This is a genomic window from Gluconobacter kanchanaburiensis NBRC 103587 (assembly GCF_007988905.1).
In the GTDB taxonomy this organism is placed as follows: Bacteria; Pseudomonadota; Alphaproteobacteria; order Acetobacterales; family Acetobacteraceae; genus Gluconobacter; species Gluconobacter kanchanaburiensis.
Genome location: NZ_BJVA01000005.1, coordinates 1 through 14,204, shown reverse-complemented (window position 1 = coordinate 14,204; position 14,204 = coordinate 1). Strand labels below are relative to the sequence as shown.

General features: G+C 57.2%; 20 protein-coding genes. 16 read left to right on the top strand and 4 right to left on the bottom strand.

Going from position 1 to position 14,204, the window contains the following annotated elements; all coding sequences use genetic code 11:
* Position 1: 1 nt before the first annotated feature.
* From GKA01_RS05440 to GKA01_RS05390, 11 genes are all read left to right on the top strand, one after another.
* The gene (locus tag GKA01_RS05440; protein WP_146860006.1) at positions 2 to 445 is read left to right on the top strand and encodes a hypothetical protein; all 444 of its coding nucleotides are present in this window, start codon (positions 2 to 4) and stop codon (positions 443 to 445) included.
* A complete protein-coding gene (locus GKA01_RS05435) occupies positions 445 to 891 on the top strand; it encodes a DUF4054 domain-containing protein (protein WP_146860004.1) in 447 nt (148 codons plus the stop codon). Before GKA01_RS05440 ends, GKA01_RS05435 begins: the two co-directional genes overlap by 1 nt.
* Positions 891 to 1,562 (top strand): hypothetical protein, encoded by a 672-nt coding sequence (locus GKA01_RS05430; protein WP_146860002.1) that lies wholly within the window; start codon positions 891 to 893, stop codon positions 1,560 to 1,562. The genes GKA01_RS05435 and GKA01_RS05430 overlap by 1 nt, the downstream gene beginning before the upstream one ends.
* Positions 1,555 to 1,944, top strand: a complete 390-nt coding sequence (locus tag GKA01_RS05425; RefSeq protein ID WP_146860000.1) for a hypothetical protein — start codon at positions 1,555 to 1,557, stop codon at positions 1,942 to 1,944. Before GKA01_RS05430 ends, GKA01_RS05425 begins: the two co-directional genes overlap by 8 nt.
* Entirely contained in the window at positions 1,893 to 2,453 is a 561-nt protein-coding gene (locus tag GKA01_RS05420; protein ID WP_146859998.1) for a phage neck terminator protein, read from the top strand. The genes GKA01_RS05425 and GKA01_RS05420 overlap by 52 nt, the downstream gene beginning before the upstream one ends.
* Before the next feature lie 12 nt (positions 2,454 to 2,465).
* Positions 2,466 to 3,629 carry a DUF3383 family protein gene (locus tag GKA01_RS05415; protein WP_146859996.1) on the top strand — a complete coding sequence of 388 codons (1,164 nt, stop codon included), beginning with the start codon at positions 2,466 to 2,468 and terminating at the stop codon, positions 3,627 to 3,629.
* Positions 3,629 to 4,066, top strand: a complete 438-nt coding sequence (locus GKA01_RS05410) for a phage tail fiber protein (RefSeq protein ID WP_146859994.1) — start codon at positions 3,629 to 3,631, stop codon at positions 4,064 to 4,066. Before GKA01_RS05415 ends, GKA01_RS05410 begins: the two co-directional genes overlap by 1 nt.
* A gap of 1 nt (position 4,067) precedes the next feature.
* Positions 4,068 to 4,544: a phage tail assembly chaperone gene (locus GKA01_RS05405; RefSeq protein ID WP_146859992.1), complete on the top strand. Its 477-nt coding sequence runs from the start codon at positions 4,068 to 4,070 to the stop codon at positions 4,542 to 4,544.
* Positions 4,545 to 4,685: 141 nt separating this feature from the next.
* Positions 4,686 to 6,512 carry a phage tail tape measure protein gene (locus GKA01_RS05400; protein ID WP_146859990.1) on the top strand — a complete coding sequence of 609 codons (1,827 nt, stop codon included), beginning with the start codon at positions 4,686 to 4,688 and terminating at the stop codon, positions 6,510 to 6,512.
* Complete coding sequence (locus GKA01_RS05395; RefSeq protein WP_146859988.1) at positions 6,512 to 7,234, top strand: hypothetical protein; 723 nt, start codon at positions 6,512 to 6,514, stop codon at positions 7,232 to 7,234. The genes GKA01_RS05400 and GKA01_RS05395 overlap by 1 nt, the downstream gene beginning before the upstream one ends.
* Complete coding sequence (locus tag GKA01_RS05390; protein ID WP_146859986.1) at positions 7,231 to 7,530, top strand: phage baseplate plug family protein; 300 nt, start codon at positions 7,231 to 7,233, stop codon at positions 7,528 to 7,530. Before GKA01_RS05395 ends, GKA01_RS05390 begins: the two co-directional genes overlap by 4 nt.
* A gap of 2 nt (positions 7,531 to 7,532) precedes the next feature.
* On the opposite strand, the gene GKA01_RS05385 is transcribed toward GKA01_RS05390, so the two are convergent.
* Positions 7,533 to 8,579: a peptidoglycan-binding domain-containing protein gene (locus tag GKA01_RS05385; protein ID WP_146859984.1), complete on the bottom strand. Its 1,047-nt coding sequence runs from the start codon at positions 8,577 to 8,579 to the stop codon at positions 7,533 to 7,535.
* A gap of 57 nt (positions 8,580 to 8,636) precedes the next feature.
* On the opposite strand from GKA01_RS05385, the gene GKA01_RS05380 reads away from it, so the two are divergent.
* The 4 genes from GKA01_RS05380 (at position 8,637) to GKA01_RS13685 (ending at position 11,009) form a co-directional block, all read left to right on the top strand.
* A complete protein-coding gene (locus GKA01_RS05380; protein WP_146859982.1) occupies positions 8,637 to 9,017 on the top strand; it encodes a hypothetical protein in 381 nt (126 codons plus the stop codon).
* Positions 9,018 to 9,132: 115 nt separating this feature from the next.
* Positions 9,133 to 9,405, top strand: coding sequence for a hypothetical protein (locus GKA01_RS05375; protein ID WP_146859980.1), 273 nt, complete (start codon positions 9,133 to 9,135; stop codon positions 9,403 to 9,405).
* 66 nt (positions 9,406 to 9,471) lie between these two features.
* Entirely contained in the window at positions 9,472 to 10,224 is a 753-nt protein-coding gene (locus GKA01_RS05370) for a C1 family peptidase (protein ID WP_146859979.1), read from the top strand.
* Between the two features lie 95 nt (positions 10,225 to 10,319).
* A complete protein-coding gene (locus GKA01_RS13685) occupies positions 10,320 to 11,009 on the top strand; it encodes a hypothetical protein (RefSeq protein ID WP_194265808.1) in 690 nt (229 codons plus the stop codon).
* Positions 11,010 to 11,020: 11 nt separating this feature from the next.
* On the opposite strand, the gene GKA01_RS05360 is transcribed toward GKA01_RS13685, so the two are convergent.
* Together GKA01_RS05360 and GKA01_RS05355 are read right to left on the bottom strand one after the other, a co-directional pair.
* Positions 11,021 to 11,881 carry an aldo/keto reductase gene (locus tag GKA01_RS05360; protein ID WP_146859976.1) on the bottom strand — a complete coding sequence of 287 codons (861 nt, stop codon included), beginning with the start codon at positions 11,879 to 11,881 and terminating at the stop codon, positions 11,021 to 11,023.
* A 24-nt stretch (positions 11,882 to 11,905) separates the two neighbouring features.
* Positions 11,906 to 12,889, bottom strand: a complete 984-nt coding sequence (locus GKA01_RS05355; protein ID WP_146859974.1) for an aldo/keto reductase — start codon at positions 12,887 to 12,889, stop codon at positions 11,906 to 11,908.
* Between the two features lie 149 nt (positions 12,890 to 13,038).
* Here GKA01_RS05355 and GKA01_RS05350 point away from each other — a divergent pair, with 149 nt between their 5' ends.
* A complete protein-coding gene (locus GKA01_RS05350; RefSeq protein ID WP_146859972.1) occupies positions 13,039 to 13,932 on the top strand; it encodes a LysR family transcriptional regulator in 894 nt (297 codons plus the stop codon).
* Between the two features lie 77 nt (positions 13,933 to 14,009).
* On the opposite strand, the gene GKA01_RS13760 is transcribed toward GKA01_RS05350, so the two are convergent.
* Positions 14,010 to 14,162, bottom strand: coding sequence for a DUF4113 domain-containing protein (locus GKA01_RS13760; RefSeq protein WP_307724937.1), 153 nt, complete (start codon positions 14,160 to 14,162; stop codon positions 14,010 to 14,012).
* Positions 14,163 to 14,204 lie beyond the last annotated feature (42 nt).

The window sequence follows — 14,204 nt, the reverse complement described above, 5'->3', positions numbered from 1 at the left end:
CATGGCTGATATCGTTACCGTACTCTGCCGCATGCCTCACGGCCTCCGCCTGCGTATCGCCCCCGAAGGCGATGCAGAGCGACGCGCAAAGATGAGCGAAGAAAAGCGCCCTGATCTGAGCCCGGTTTCTTACGTCAAAGAAATCGAAATCAACGGCGCGAACCGCGCTCCTGACTTCCACCCGAAAGACAACGCGCTACTCGGTCGCGTTGGTCGAACCGTGGTGGACAAGGCTTTCTGGGAAGCATGGGTCAAGCAGAACGCGGACAGCGATCTGGTGAAGAACCAGTGCGTCTTCGCGGAAATGACGGAAGCCCGAGCCAACGCCAAGGCCGCTGAATTCAAGACCGAGAAGACCGGCTTCGAGCCCCTCGACCCGGTGGAGATCAAGCGCAAGGGCCTTGCTGACGCCGAAGAGGCCGCACGCGCTCGGGCTTACGCCTGATGAGCGGGACGGCCACGACGCAAGCGGGCGTGGTCACGTTCGATTATGCGACGTGGTCGGCCCTGTTCCCTGATCTGGCGACGAATACGAACGACGCCCAGGCGGCGCTCTATTTCGATCAGGCCGGGGATTATCTCAACAACACGCCACTAAGTCCGGTGCAGAACCTGACGAAGCGCGCGCGCCTTCTCAATCTGCTCACAGCCCACATCGCGCAACTGATGCTTCCCGTCTCGGCGGGTGGCAACGGCGCGGGGACGGTCGGTCGGGTGGCGAGCGCGTCGGAGGGGTCGACGTCTGTTGGCCTCGACATGGGCGCACAGTCCGTCTCGGCGGCGTGGTTCATGCAGACGCAATACGGCGCGATGTTCTGGCAGGCGACAGCGTATCTCCGGCAGATGCGCTTCGTTCCCGGACGCTCGCCACGCGCAAGGATATGGCCCTGATGCCGAAGACAGTCATCAAAGGCATGGCCCGGCTTCAGGCGACGTTGAACGGAAAGGTTCAGGGTGCGCAGAAGAACTGGATGGCTCGGCTTCTGGAACGGGTGCTGAAGAAGTCCAATCAGATGCAGATGAACGTCGGCTTTCTTGATGGGGCGACATATCCCAAGAACAAATCGAGTGATCGGGATAAAAGCGGGCTTGCTCCTGGATCCGCATATGCCGATGGAATGCCAGTAGCTGCCGTTGCTTATCAGAACGAATTCGGTGGCGAAATCGACATTCCAGAGCACGAGACCAAAGTCTACCGCTCCGTCAAGGCCGATGGGTCATTTCGCAAAAATGGAAAATTCGTCAAAGCCAAATCGTCGAATTTTGAAACAACGCATACCGTCACCATCCCTGCTCGCCCCTTCATGCGGAACGCCATTGCCAACAACCGGGATCAGTGGCCCGCTCTACTTGCCGCCGCTCTCAAGCAGGCAAAAGGAGATTTGGACAAGGCTCTCGATTTAGCGGCTGAAGCGATTGTGGGTCAGGTTCAGGAAGAAATTCGGAGCCTCGGCGATCCCCCCAACGCGCCCTCGACAATCCGCGCCAAAGGCTTCGATAAACCCCTGATCGACACCGGCCACATGCTCAACAGCGTAGGATACGAGGTCGTCAGTGATTAACGTCTTCGGCATCGCCAACGCAGCGACGAACGTGGTCAATCCGCCAATCGCCGCAACGCTCCGGGTGTCGGATGGCGAGATCGTCAACGACGATTACAGTGTCACGCCCTGCACGACGGACCTGCTCTGCACGATTAAGGTCCAGGCACTTAGCACGTCGGACCTGCAACGGATCGACAACATCACTCAGCAAGCCGACATGCGCGCCGTTTATATCGCGGGCGGCATCAAGGGCCTGAATCGGGCGCTCCAGACAGGCGGAGACGTGCTGAATTTCTACGGCTCCGACTGGCTCGTAACGCAAGTTCTTGAAGAATGGGGTTTCGGGCGATGGTCCAAAATTGTGGTGACGCGCCAAGCAACACCGCCTCCTCCGCCATAACCTACACGCCGACAGACAGCGATCTGAATAAAGCGCTTGGGGACTGGCTCAAAACCGTTCTCCCTGCGCCGTTCACGATACGGCAGGGCCAGCAGAACCGAACAGCATCACCGATCGGGCCTTACTGCGTCATGCAGATTGTCACGACGCGGCTGCTGGCAACGAATGGCTGGTCCTACACCGACAGCGCCCGCGTCGTCACGGAACTGCGCGAGGTGACGTTTCAGGTCAACACGTTCGGCGCCGGTGCAGGCGATGCCGTCAAACAGGCGGCGGCTCTGTGGCGCGATTTCTACACGACGGATTGGTGCCGCGCGAACGCCGCTCCGTTCTCCCCCCTCGTCGCAATGGAGCCCCGGCAATCGCCGTTCTCCAATGCTGAGAATCAGTACGAAGACGCCTGGTCCGTCGATCTACGGATGCAGGTCAACTACCAGCGCATCATTCCGCAGCAATTCGCCTCCGAGGTGGTCGTGACCACGATCGAGGCCGATCTACCCACAACATAGGAGTAACCGGCCATGGCTGGCGGTATCCCCATTTCACAGGTGGTCTCTGTCACCCCGAGCGCGCTGAGTGCTGGTGGTGGCGTGGCGTTCATCAACGGCCTCATCATCACCACAAACACTACGGTCGTTCCGGCTGGCACGGTTGTGGAATACACCTCTGCCCCCGCTGTCGCCACGGCGTTCGGCGCGTCCTCAACTGAATACCAGATGGCAGCAGTCTATTTCGGCGGCTACACCGGCGCATCACAGACGCCAAGCACGCTCTACTTTGCAGGCTATACAGCGCCGACGACGGACACTCCGTCGAATTGGGCAACGTATCTGACAGCCCTGATTGGCACGACGCAGGAATTTGCGGGCTTTACCACCACGTTCGAGCCAGAACTCGCGGACAAGCAGGCAATTGCGACATGGGTCGGCGAGCAGAAGGACCGCTTCTGGTATGTACCGTGGGACACCGACACACAGGCAACGACACAGAACAGCGAGACAGCGTTCGGTGTGTGGCTCACGTCTCAGAATATCGACGGAACGACGGTCGTTTATCAGGATCCGCTTGTCGCTGCCGGTTGCCTCGGCTGGATGGCCTCGCTGAACTTCGACACGACGAACGGCCGGTGGGATTTGTGCTTCTGCCGCTTCTCGGGCGTGACCGCGACAGTGACAGATGGAACAACCGCCAGCGTCCTCGAAGCGAATGGATATTCCTTCTATGGCCTGCACGCGAACGGTCTGGGTCGCTTCATCTTCCTGCGTGGCGGGAACGTCTCGGGTCAGTTCAAATGGGCCGACAGTTACATCAATCAGATTTGGCTGAATGCCTCGTTCCAGTCCGACATGCTCAATCTCGAATTGTCTGCGGGAAATATCCCCTTCAACACGCAGGGCGATGCACTGATTTCCGCCTCCGCTCAGCCGACTATCGACCAGGGACTGGCCTTCGGCGCTATTCGTGCGGGCGTCACGCTTACGGATGCCGAGGCTCTCGAGGTCAACAATGCGGCGGGCGTTACGATCTCCGATACGCTTCAGACGCGCGGCTGGTACTTCCAGCCCAACGCCTCGACTGCCGCTGCTTCGGTTCGTTCCAGCCGCGGCCCGATCTCTCCAAAGTTCTGGTACACGGACGGCCAGTCGGTCCAGAGCATCAACCTTGCTTCCGTTGAGGTGCAGTAATGGCTTCCAATATCATCACCTCGGCTGATGCCATCTTCACGCTGACCATTTCGGATCTGTTCAATGCCCCGATCACCCTTGAGAATTGGGGATCGGACCGGGCATGGGAACAGGAGGCCGTGGAAATGGCTGAAGCCCAGATGTCCATTGACGGCAAGCTGAACCGGGGTTGGATTCCGCGCGCCGTCAATCAGACGATGAACTTCTCTGCGGCTTCGGGATCAATCCCCTACATGGAAGCGATCATCACGGAACAGCAGCTTACCCGAACCATTCTTACCCTGGGCGGGGAACTGACGCTCAAGTCCACTGGCCGGAAGTACACCTTCACGAACGGGTGCATGATGACCGGATCCGTTGCCCCGAACGGGGGGACAGTTCTTGAAGCCCGGACCTTCACTTTCCAGTGGGAAAAAGTCTTCCCGGCGGGGATCTGACATGAAGTCGATTGAATGGAGCCCCGCATCCGGTGAGGACGTCGGCAAGGAGTTCGTCATCACCCGCATGTCTGCCTTTGCAGCGGACAAGTGGGCGCGGCATCTGTCCAAGGCAGTGATCCAGAGCACAAACAAGATGTCAGAAGCCATGCTGGACCAGGCGGTTCGGCGGGCGATGGAAGAAGGCATCCTCGGCATCGCCTCCATGTCCATGACCATTTTCGCCAACATTGACGACGAGGCTTGCGACAAAGCGTTCGATGCCCTGCTCCAGTGCGTCCAAGTCCGGCGAGGCAAATCCAAAACCCCTCGCCCCCTGCTCGATGGGGACATTGATGATCCCCAGACCCTGACGGACCTGCGTTCGGAGGCGTTCAATCTCCATGTGGGTTTTTTCAAGGCCGCGATCTTCCAGAGTTCCCCGCTCGCGGCATCCCTGATCAGGGCAGTCAGCCCCGAAAATCAGCCAGTCCCGTAAACCTCTCCCGGATTATGGCGACGGTCATCGGTGAGCGGATGGCGACACTCCGCGAACTGATGACCGTCTACGACAGCGAAGACATGCTTCTGATGTGGGAAGCAGCCATGGTCACGGCGTACAACAAGAGTTAGGACCAGCATGCCGAACGTCATTGACAGTCTGGTCATTCAGCTTGGCCTTGATGGTCGAGGCGTCGCCAAGGGCGCGCAGCAGGCGTCCAAAAGCCTCGATCAGGTCGAGCGCAGCGCGTCCAAGACGCAGAGCGCCCTTGCTGACAGCGGCAAGGCTGCGGCGGATGGGTTTTCCCGCGCCCGCACGGAAGCCCTCGCCCTGCTGGCCGTCTTCACGGGTGGGCGCACACTCAAAACCTTCACATCCGAGATCACCCGCTCCAATGCGGAGTTGGGCTACATGGCGCAGCGGCTCGATATGGACCCGCGCAAGCTGTACCAGATGCAGCGTGCCGTCATGGCTGTAGGTGGATCGGCGCAGGAGGTCGGGGCATCTTTTCAGGCGATGCAGGGCATGCTGGTGGACCCCGCTCAGGCAGGCAACCTCCAGCGCATCATGGGTCAGCTTGGCGTCCGAAACTATACAGATCAGCGCGGCCATATCAGAGAGGACATTCTCAAACAGCTCAACCGGGCTACGCAAGGGATGGATCAGGGCGTCAAGAACACCCTTCTGTCCCAGCTTGGTATCGGTCAGGGCGAGATCAACCTGATCGACCAGACCACGGCCGCGTTCGATAAATTGCAGAACCAGTTCAGAAATGCGGGCCCAACCTCGGATCAGATCCGGGATAGCCAGCAGCTCTTGAAAGACTGGGTCGATCTGACCACGACGACGGAAGGTCTCGGCAGGGCAATCCTTGGCGATTTGACGCCTGCCATTGATGGCGTGGTGACAAAAATTACCGCCTGGGAGAAAGAAAACCCGGATCTTGCCAAACACATTGGGGAGATCACACTTGGCGTGGTCGCTCTCGGGACCGCTCTCGGAGCCGTGGGAACTGCTGTCACGGGCGTCATGGCTATCCGAGGGATCAAGGCCCTTCTCATGGGTGGGGCAAATATCGAAGCACTGAAGAGCGCCGCTTGCGGGTGTGAGTGCGGAGGTGGCGCAGGTGCAGGCACAAAGGAAGGCGCAGCAAAGCGTCCCGGAGCAGCATCAGAAGCGGAAAGGATGGGAGGTGGAAAGCTCTCGCCATATCTGGCCGAAAGGACAGACGCAGCCGGTGGCTCCCTCACTCTTGGCCGGGCGGCGTTACTCGCAACCCGCCTGACTGGCTGGGGAGCGGTTGGCTATGCCGCGCTCCATGCGGAAGGCCTCAACAAAGGCGAAAGCGGCGCAGTTGATCGTCTACGGGCGCGGGGTGCGTTCGGCCCTGATCCATTCGGGGCATTTGCGCGGAGCGTGGCCGGGATTGAGAGCCACGGACGTTACGACATCATGGGCGGCGCAGGCGGAAAGTATGCCGGGAAGTATCAGATGGGCGCGGGAGCCATTCAGGACGCGGCCCGACGTCTGCATGAAGCTGTCCCGTCACAAAGCCAGTTCCTGAACGATCCCGCGATGCAGGAACGGTTCTTCAAGGCTTGCACCGAGCAGAACGCGGCCGTGCTCAGCTCCAAGAGCGAGGACTTCCGCAACGCTTCCCTGTCTCGTCAGTATGCCATCCTCGCCTATGCTCACAATCAGGGCGCAGGCGGGGCTCTGAATTGGATGCGTACCGGGCAGATCGGGCATGATGCGTTCGGGACGGCCGGCACGCGGTATTCCGACGCGGCTACGGCCGCTATCGCGGCGCAGGGCGCTACAGGGAACACCACGCACACAACGGAAGTCCACGTGGGCGATGTCCATATCCATGCAAACACGGACAATCCCCAGCAGCTTGTCCGCGATTTCCATGAAGAACTTCGCCGGACTCTCCCTCTCATAAACGCGCAAGGACAGACCTGATGGCATTTGCCCCCGTTTCCATGCCTTCTGTCTGGGACATCCCGGTTGCGGTGGGCGTCCCTGCCCTTCTTGGTCAGTCGATCGGTGCTGGCGTGGATGCAGTTGCGTCTACGGCACTCGCCGGAGTGGTTCAGAATTACATCACTTCCCAAGCTGCCAAGCAGTGGGGAATTTTCGGGACCGGGAACCAGCAGCTTCTGACATCCGGGCGCGTGATGGGGGTGGAGTACGAAAACAGCTACACGGTCTCGGATGCCCCGCTGGAAGGTGGTGCATTTGCATCTTACAATAAGGTGAAGGTGCCCTATAACGCCCGGGTAATCATGGTGTGCGATGGTAGTGAGACCGGATCAGACGGGCTGCTGTCCGCCATCACGAAGCTGATCCCCAATCTGTCCGGCGCAACAGGGCAGCACGTCCGGGCATCGTTTCTGTCCACGCTCGAAAGCCTTTGCGCGGACACGAACCTCTATTCCGTGGTGACGCCAGAATTTACGGCGACGAACGCCAATATCCTCGGATATCGCTGGCGTCGGGAAAGCAGGAGTGGTGTTACCATGCTGATGGCCGAGATCATGATCCGGCAGATCCGGAATACGGGCACAGCTGCTTATACGAACACGGCTCAGCCTCAAGGCGCTCAGGCCGTCCAGAACGGCACGGTTCAGACGACAACCCCGTCCCTGCCCGTGCAGACTTCCCTGATGGGAGTGACCTTGTGAATGCCGTTCAGATCCCCTTGGCGGCGACGGCCAGTCAAACCCTGAATGTCGTCCTGAACCAGCAGCTTGTCCGGCTGGACGTCTATCAGCGCTCAACCGGTCTCTTCATGGACATCTGGCTGAATGACGAGCGGATTGTGGCCGGGGCCATCTGCCAGAACCTGAACCCGGTGGTGCATACGGACTATCTCGGCCTGGGTGGTGACTTCGTGTTCGTGGATACACAAGGCAGCGACAATCCGACCTATGACGGGCTGGGTGGCCGGTATGTGCTGACTTTTGCTGAAAGCCAATGATACTAGCGACCGAAAGAAGAATAATATTTCAAAACCTTCACGGTCATTGGGGTCTCCAGAGCGCCAAGGGCACTTGTGTACTGTTGAGGTTTAACACCTATAACAACTGCATCTTTCCCAATTTGGAGAGGTCCATCACTTTCAACAAGAATATTTGGGTATACATCAGAATTTACTGAAATAAAGAGCGCAGAATTGGCATCAAGCCATTGAGGTTGAGCCATCGTTCCAATGGTTAGCTCATAACATAACCCCTCGGTAGCAAATGGGTTAAAGGAGCGGCCACCATTAAAGGGAATCGAATTTATCTGCCCAGAGCAGGCCTCCCAGACATCTTTGCCGTACGTCGCTATACCTTTAATGCCCTCGTTGTCCGGAACAACTATTGCGGAAGTATTCGTTTCTTCGGTTGTTGATATTTTCGGCTGCGCAACTGCGGGCTTTCCACCAGATAACAAAACTGATGCATCTTCGTTTGAAATAAATCCGCTTGATGCAGGGCGTCCACTGACGCGCTGCCACGTCATAATTGCTTGTCGTGTCCCTTCTCCGTAAATGCCGTCAGCCTTCGTGCCTGAAGGGAGGTATCCCAGATCAACAAGCTTCTGTTGTAGAGCGATATGCCGATCAATAGGTCTGGAGGCTTCTTCCAATGCGGCACCCGATAGCTGGGAACGGTATTTATTAGTTACTTCAGCTGTTTTTTCTTGGTAACAAATCGGATCTACAGGTAATGCTTGTGTATTATTCGGATCAGGATTTCCATGAATACAGCTTGCTGTGTTCTGCTGGTCTGCAATAACTTCTCTTTTTAGGCTCTGCCAGCCCTGGCGCCCGACCTGCTGACGAAGAGCATAATAAGTCTGATCAAAAATTAATTCTGATTTTGCAGAGTCACTATTGTGACAAAGAAGTTCGGCGATACTGTCTGTCGGATTGACGCGAGAACAATCGAAATCCGGACTGTATGATTGCGCTGCAGCTCCACCTATCGTGCAAGCAATCATCCCAGTGCACAAGAATAATTCACGAAACATCCGCCCCTCCATTCACACTCTGCAACATGCCGGAGTTTGGGGCGGATGGGGAGTCAGAAAGGATCGCCCGTGAGTGGCACAACTACATTCACGGCCTCACGCCGCAAGCCGAGCTTCACCAAGAAGCAGATTGACGTGTCTTTCACCGTCTCAACCGGAGCCATCGGACCGGGTAGCACGGCGGACAAGGTGACGCTTTCGGGGCTTCGTGTGCGGGCGACCGTGACGAATGCGGGGATGTTTACAGGTTCTCAGCTCTCCCTCCGCGTTGAGGGCATGACGCTCGCCATGATGAACCGACTTTCTGTGGTCATTGCGATGACGAACACCACAAACCAGACGAACACCCGTTTCTCTGGCGCGACGGTCCAGGTGCAGGCAGGGGACGAGGGCGGCCTGCACCACGACCGCCAACACGGCCAGCTTCAACACGGCTGCGCTGAACAATGACGCCACGGCCATCGCCTATGCCGTCCAGGCAATCGAAGGCATCCCCGATCTGGAAAGCCATCTGTCCGCTGCTGACAAGGCGAAGTTCGACAACCTGGTCGCGCAGATCCGCAGCGTGACGGCGCAGGTCGCGGCCAACTCGAACGGCTCCATCACGGTGGAGACCGGCAAGGGCTGGGCCAAGAGCCTTGGCACGGATCTCGAAACCCTGCTGGCGATCGCAACGCCTATCGTGAAGGCCTATTCGGCATCCGCTGCGACCTACATGCAGACCGTGCAGGCGATGATCCCGCTGGTCGAAGCACTGGCCGGTGTCACGGCCGCGCCCTATGCCGCGCCTATCCAGTCTCCGGAGCTGATCCGCGCCCGGATCTATCAGGGCGTCTGACCATTTTCGCTACATGACGCAAAAGGGGAGCGGCTGCTCCCCTCTTTTTTTGTTTCTGGAGATCCTATGCAGGACAGAAAACTGGGCAAACGCGCCCCGAAACACGATCCGCGTACCTATCGCCTTGGCCGGGCATTGGCGGTCTGCCTGCCAGCCGTGCCGGCTGAACGCGACTGGTCGCAGAATGTGCCCTATCAGATGTGGGGCAATGACCGCTTCGGCTGCGGTGCTTTTGCAGCTCATGCCGCGCTGGTGGCGACCTGGACGAAGGCCGCGCAGGGTCTGGTCATGCTCTCAACCGAAACCGTGCTGGCGAATTATGCGGCGCTCACGGGCTTTGATCCTGTAACCGGTGCCAATGACGACGGCACCATCCTGCTGGACGAACTGAACGCCTGGCGCCGTGATGGATTGCTTCGGCCGGGACAGACCCGCGATTACCTGACGGCCTATGGCTCCATCGTGCCCACGGACGTTGTCGGAATCCGTCGCGCCATCGCCTATCTGGGCGGCGTGCTGGCGGGTGTACAAGTGCCACAAGGCTTTATGGATCTGGGTCTGGGCGAGACCTGGGACTGGGATGCCATCACCGATCACACGCCTGCCGGAGGCCATGCCATCGCACTTGTCGGATACAATCCGGATGGCGTGTTTTTCAACACCTGGGGCGCTCGCACCTTCATGCCCTGGGACACCTTCACGCGGATTGCCGACGAGGCTTACGGCCTGCTGTCACGGGAGAACTGGCTGGGTGTTCCTGGCACGGCCCCGACCGGGGAAGGCTTCGACGCGCTACTGGCGGAAGTGCGAGCGGCATGAATAACGCAAGAAATCAGCGTCATTTTCCGTGTATGCGAAAGGTGCAGACGACATTGCTTTGTCTGGTGCTGGCTAGCTGCTCGTCCGGATCCGTCGTGCCCGTCACGATCAGTCAGGCCATCGCTGGTGTCCAGGCTGACCTGACGGAGGCCGGTGTCGTCAGTGTCTCGGGTGTGCAGCACTGGACGGCCGATCAGGCGACTCGATTCGATGCTAACGTCCGGGCGCTCCAATGCGCGCAGCACACGTCAGACCCGGTCGTGGCGATGATTGCAGGGCCAGTGACCATGGATCTCTCCGGGACATTTAGTCAGTCGGGGTCATTCTCCGTCTCGGCTTCGTCGGCCGCTCCCGTCTTCGGGCTCCAGGCTGATGCCAGCCGGACGAAGGGTCAGACCCTGAATGTGCCTGTCCAGTTCGTGCCGCTCTCTGCCCTGGCTGATGCCGAAGCTGGGCGAGAGGTCGGTTATGCTGGGGCATTATTGGTTCAGAATGATCAGGTGCGACAGGCTGTGGCAGCTCTGATTGAGGCCGACCGAGCGGCGTTGGGAGCGCATGTCGAATTGCTAGTATCGGATCCCACGCGTTGTCCTGGAACAGAGATCCGACCATTCATAGGGGGTAAAAAAAGGGAAAGAATGACCGCTATGGGGGTAAACAGAATGTCCGGTTATGAACGAAATTGTCGATACTCGGACATTCCCTTTAACTCGTATGAATCGAAAAAACATTCACTTGATTTGAATAAAACCCGCAACAATCTCAATTCACACAGACACCCCTGAGAGGATACTTCTCACCCTAATTTTCTTGTCCCCAGCCATCTGACTTTCTCCGGGTCGCGGTGATCGAAGAAGCTGCTGGCTTTCTGGTCAAGCGTGGCAATTGCCTCAACATCAGCATCGTCCAACATAAAGTCGAAAATAGCGAAGTTTTCGGCCATACGTTCTTTGCGTACTGACTTGGGGATTGCGACAATTCCGCGCTGATTCAACCAACGGAGCACGACCTGAGCGATGGTTTTGCCATGTTTTTGCGCAATTGACTGCAGCACATCATTAGAGAACAGCCCGTTTCGTCCCTCTGCAAACGGTCCCCAGGCTTCCGCCTGAACATCGTATTGCTTCAGGATTTTCAGCGCATCGTCCTGTTGATGAAAAGGATGGAGCTCAATCTGATTGATCGCTGGTGTGATTTCGTTGTGCAGCACGAAATCCACCAGTCGGTCAGGATAGAAGTTGCTGACGCCGATCGCGCGGATACGGCCCGCACGATATAGTTCTTCCATTGCGCGCCATGCCCCATAGACGTCCCCGTATGGTTGATGGATCAACCAGAGATCGAGATAGTCCGTCTGAAGTTTGTTCAACGAGCGCTCAAAAGCAGCCTTGGCTCCCTCATAGCTAGCATCTTCAATCCAAAGTTTGGTAGTGACGAATAAATCGCTACGGTCGATCCCGTGGTTGCGGATCGCATGACCGACTGCTTCCTCGTTGCCATAGGACGTTGCTGTATCGAGAAGCCGATAACCGACATCAATGGCGTCCCGAACACTGCGTTCACACTCGGCAGGGTCAGGAACCTGAAATACGCCGAAGCCAAGAGAGGGCATCTGGATCCCATTGTTCAGCATCACGGCAGGAGTGGTGATTGTCATAACTATTCTCTCCGCGGTCGTGGCTCAGCGATTGATCAGGTTCTGATATGAAGCAGGATAACGAGCCCCTTGAAGCGGGATGTCATTGAGGGACCGTTCAATGCGGGCCAGATCATCCTGCGTCAGAATGACATCAGCCCCTCCCAGATTTTCTTCTAGGCGGTGAAGTTTGGTTGTACCGGGGATGGGAACAATCCAGGGCTTCTGAGCCAAAAGCCACGCCAAGGCGATCTGCGCAGGCGTGCAGGATTTTTCAGATGCGATGGCTTTGACAAGATCAACAAGAGCCTGGTTCGCGGCCAGTGCCTCAGCCTGGAAACGAGGAACGGTGCTGCGGAAATCATCCTTGGGAAACACGGTTTTTGGGTCGAGTTTTCCGGTCAGGAATCCTTTTCCAAGAGGCGCAAATGGCACGAAGCCGATACCCAGTTCCTCAAGAAGCGGCAGGATTTCCAGTTCAGGTTCGCGCCAGAACATCGAATATTCACTCTGGAGAGCGGCAACCGGCTGTACGGCATGTGCACGACGGATTGAATCCGTCCCGGCTTCAGACATGCCAAAATACTTGACCTTGCCCGCTGCGATAAGGTCTTTCACCGTTCCGGCAACATCTTCGACCGGCACGTTTGGATCGACGCGATGTTGGTAAAAGAGATCAATTCTGTCAGTCCGCAGGCGCTTCAGGGCTTCATCTGCAACCTGTCGAATACGCTCCGGCCGACTATCCAATCCCTGTGCTGGCACGCCGTTTACGAAACCAAACTTGGTAGCAATCACGACCTGATCACGAACCGGCTCTAGTGCCTCCCCAACGACTTCTTCATTAATGCCTGGTCCATAAGCTTCGGCAGTATCGAAGAAAGTGACCCCACGCTCATATGCTGCGCGGATCAAGGCAATAGCATCTTTGCGGTCGGTGGCAGGGCCATAGCCATAGCTCAGGCCCATGCAGCCGAACCCAAGCGCTGATACTTCCAGACCACTCTGGCCTAACAGACGTTTCTGCATGTTTCTTGATCCCGCGTGTTTATCCTTGGGCGTCTGCCAAGGCTCTGAACACGCAAATCATAAGCCCACGCTCATCAATCGATTAGACAGGGTAAATTTCTTGGGTCTATGACTTGTGGTCATGAAACTTGTGAGAAGACCTGAACACAATGCGGCGTGAAGAGCTTGGAAGTTTGGCAATGTTCATGGCAGTTGCTGATGAAGGCAGCTTCACCAAGGCCGCAGGCAAGCTTGGTATTTCACAATCTGCGCTCAGTCATTCTCTTCGGCGGCTCGAAGCCAGATTGGGCCTCCGGCTCCTTACACGTACAACCAGGAGTGTCGCACCTACATTGGCTGGCGAGCGCCTTATAGAAACACTACGTCCTGCCCTTGAGGAGATTGATCAGAAGCTTGCCGCACTGGCCGAGTTGCGGGATCGCCCTGCTGGCACTGTTCGGATCACGACAAGTTCTCACGCGGCGCGTGCAGTGCTCTGGCCAGCTATTGATCGTCTCACAGCCGAAAATCCTGACATCAACGTGGAAGTCAATATCGAAGGAGGCCTCGTCGATATTGTGGCTGAGCGATATGACGCGGGAATAAGGCTTGGAGAAAGACTGGAGCAGGACATGATTGCGGTACCAATCAGCCCACGCCTTCGGATGGCTGCTGTGGCCTCGCCATTGTACCTGAACGGAAAGACTATCCCAGAAACGCCTTACGATCTGGCTCACCATAACTGCATCAATCTGCGCTTGCCGACTTCTGGCGGATTATATTCTTGGGAGTTTGAGCGCGATGGCAAAGAGATCCGGGTTAAAACGCAAGGACAGCTTGTGTTCAACGATATCAATCTGATTGTGGAAGCCGCTCTTACCGGGCACGGTATTGCTTTCATGCTTGAGGATCACGTCAAAGATCACCTTTCCTCCGGAGCTTTGGTGCAAATTCTTGAAGAGTGGTGTGAGCCATTCGATGGCTATTATCTATATTACCCAAGCAGGCGTCAGCCTTCTCCAGCCTTCAACCTTGTTCTGGATGCTTTGCGTTACAAGGTATGAATAAGCTTTGTCAGAGACAACAGTACCACGTTCCGTCTGTCGCGCTTCGCGTAACAATGTCAGCTTTCGGGTAAGCACTATAAACGCTCAAATGATCGAGATGAGGCGTAAGCAGAAGTTATCACCAACTGATCGCTCGTACGATTGATCGCTCGTACGATTTCCGCCAGTCGGGTTGTATAACGGGCTGACAACAGGGACTGTCGCGGCGACCACAACGACGCCGGCACGCGGCGCTACGGCAGAATCCACGACCAGAATGTCACCATGCT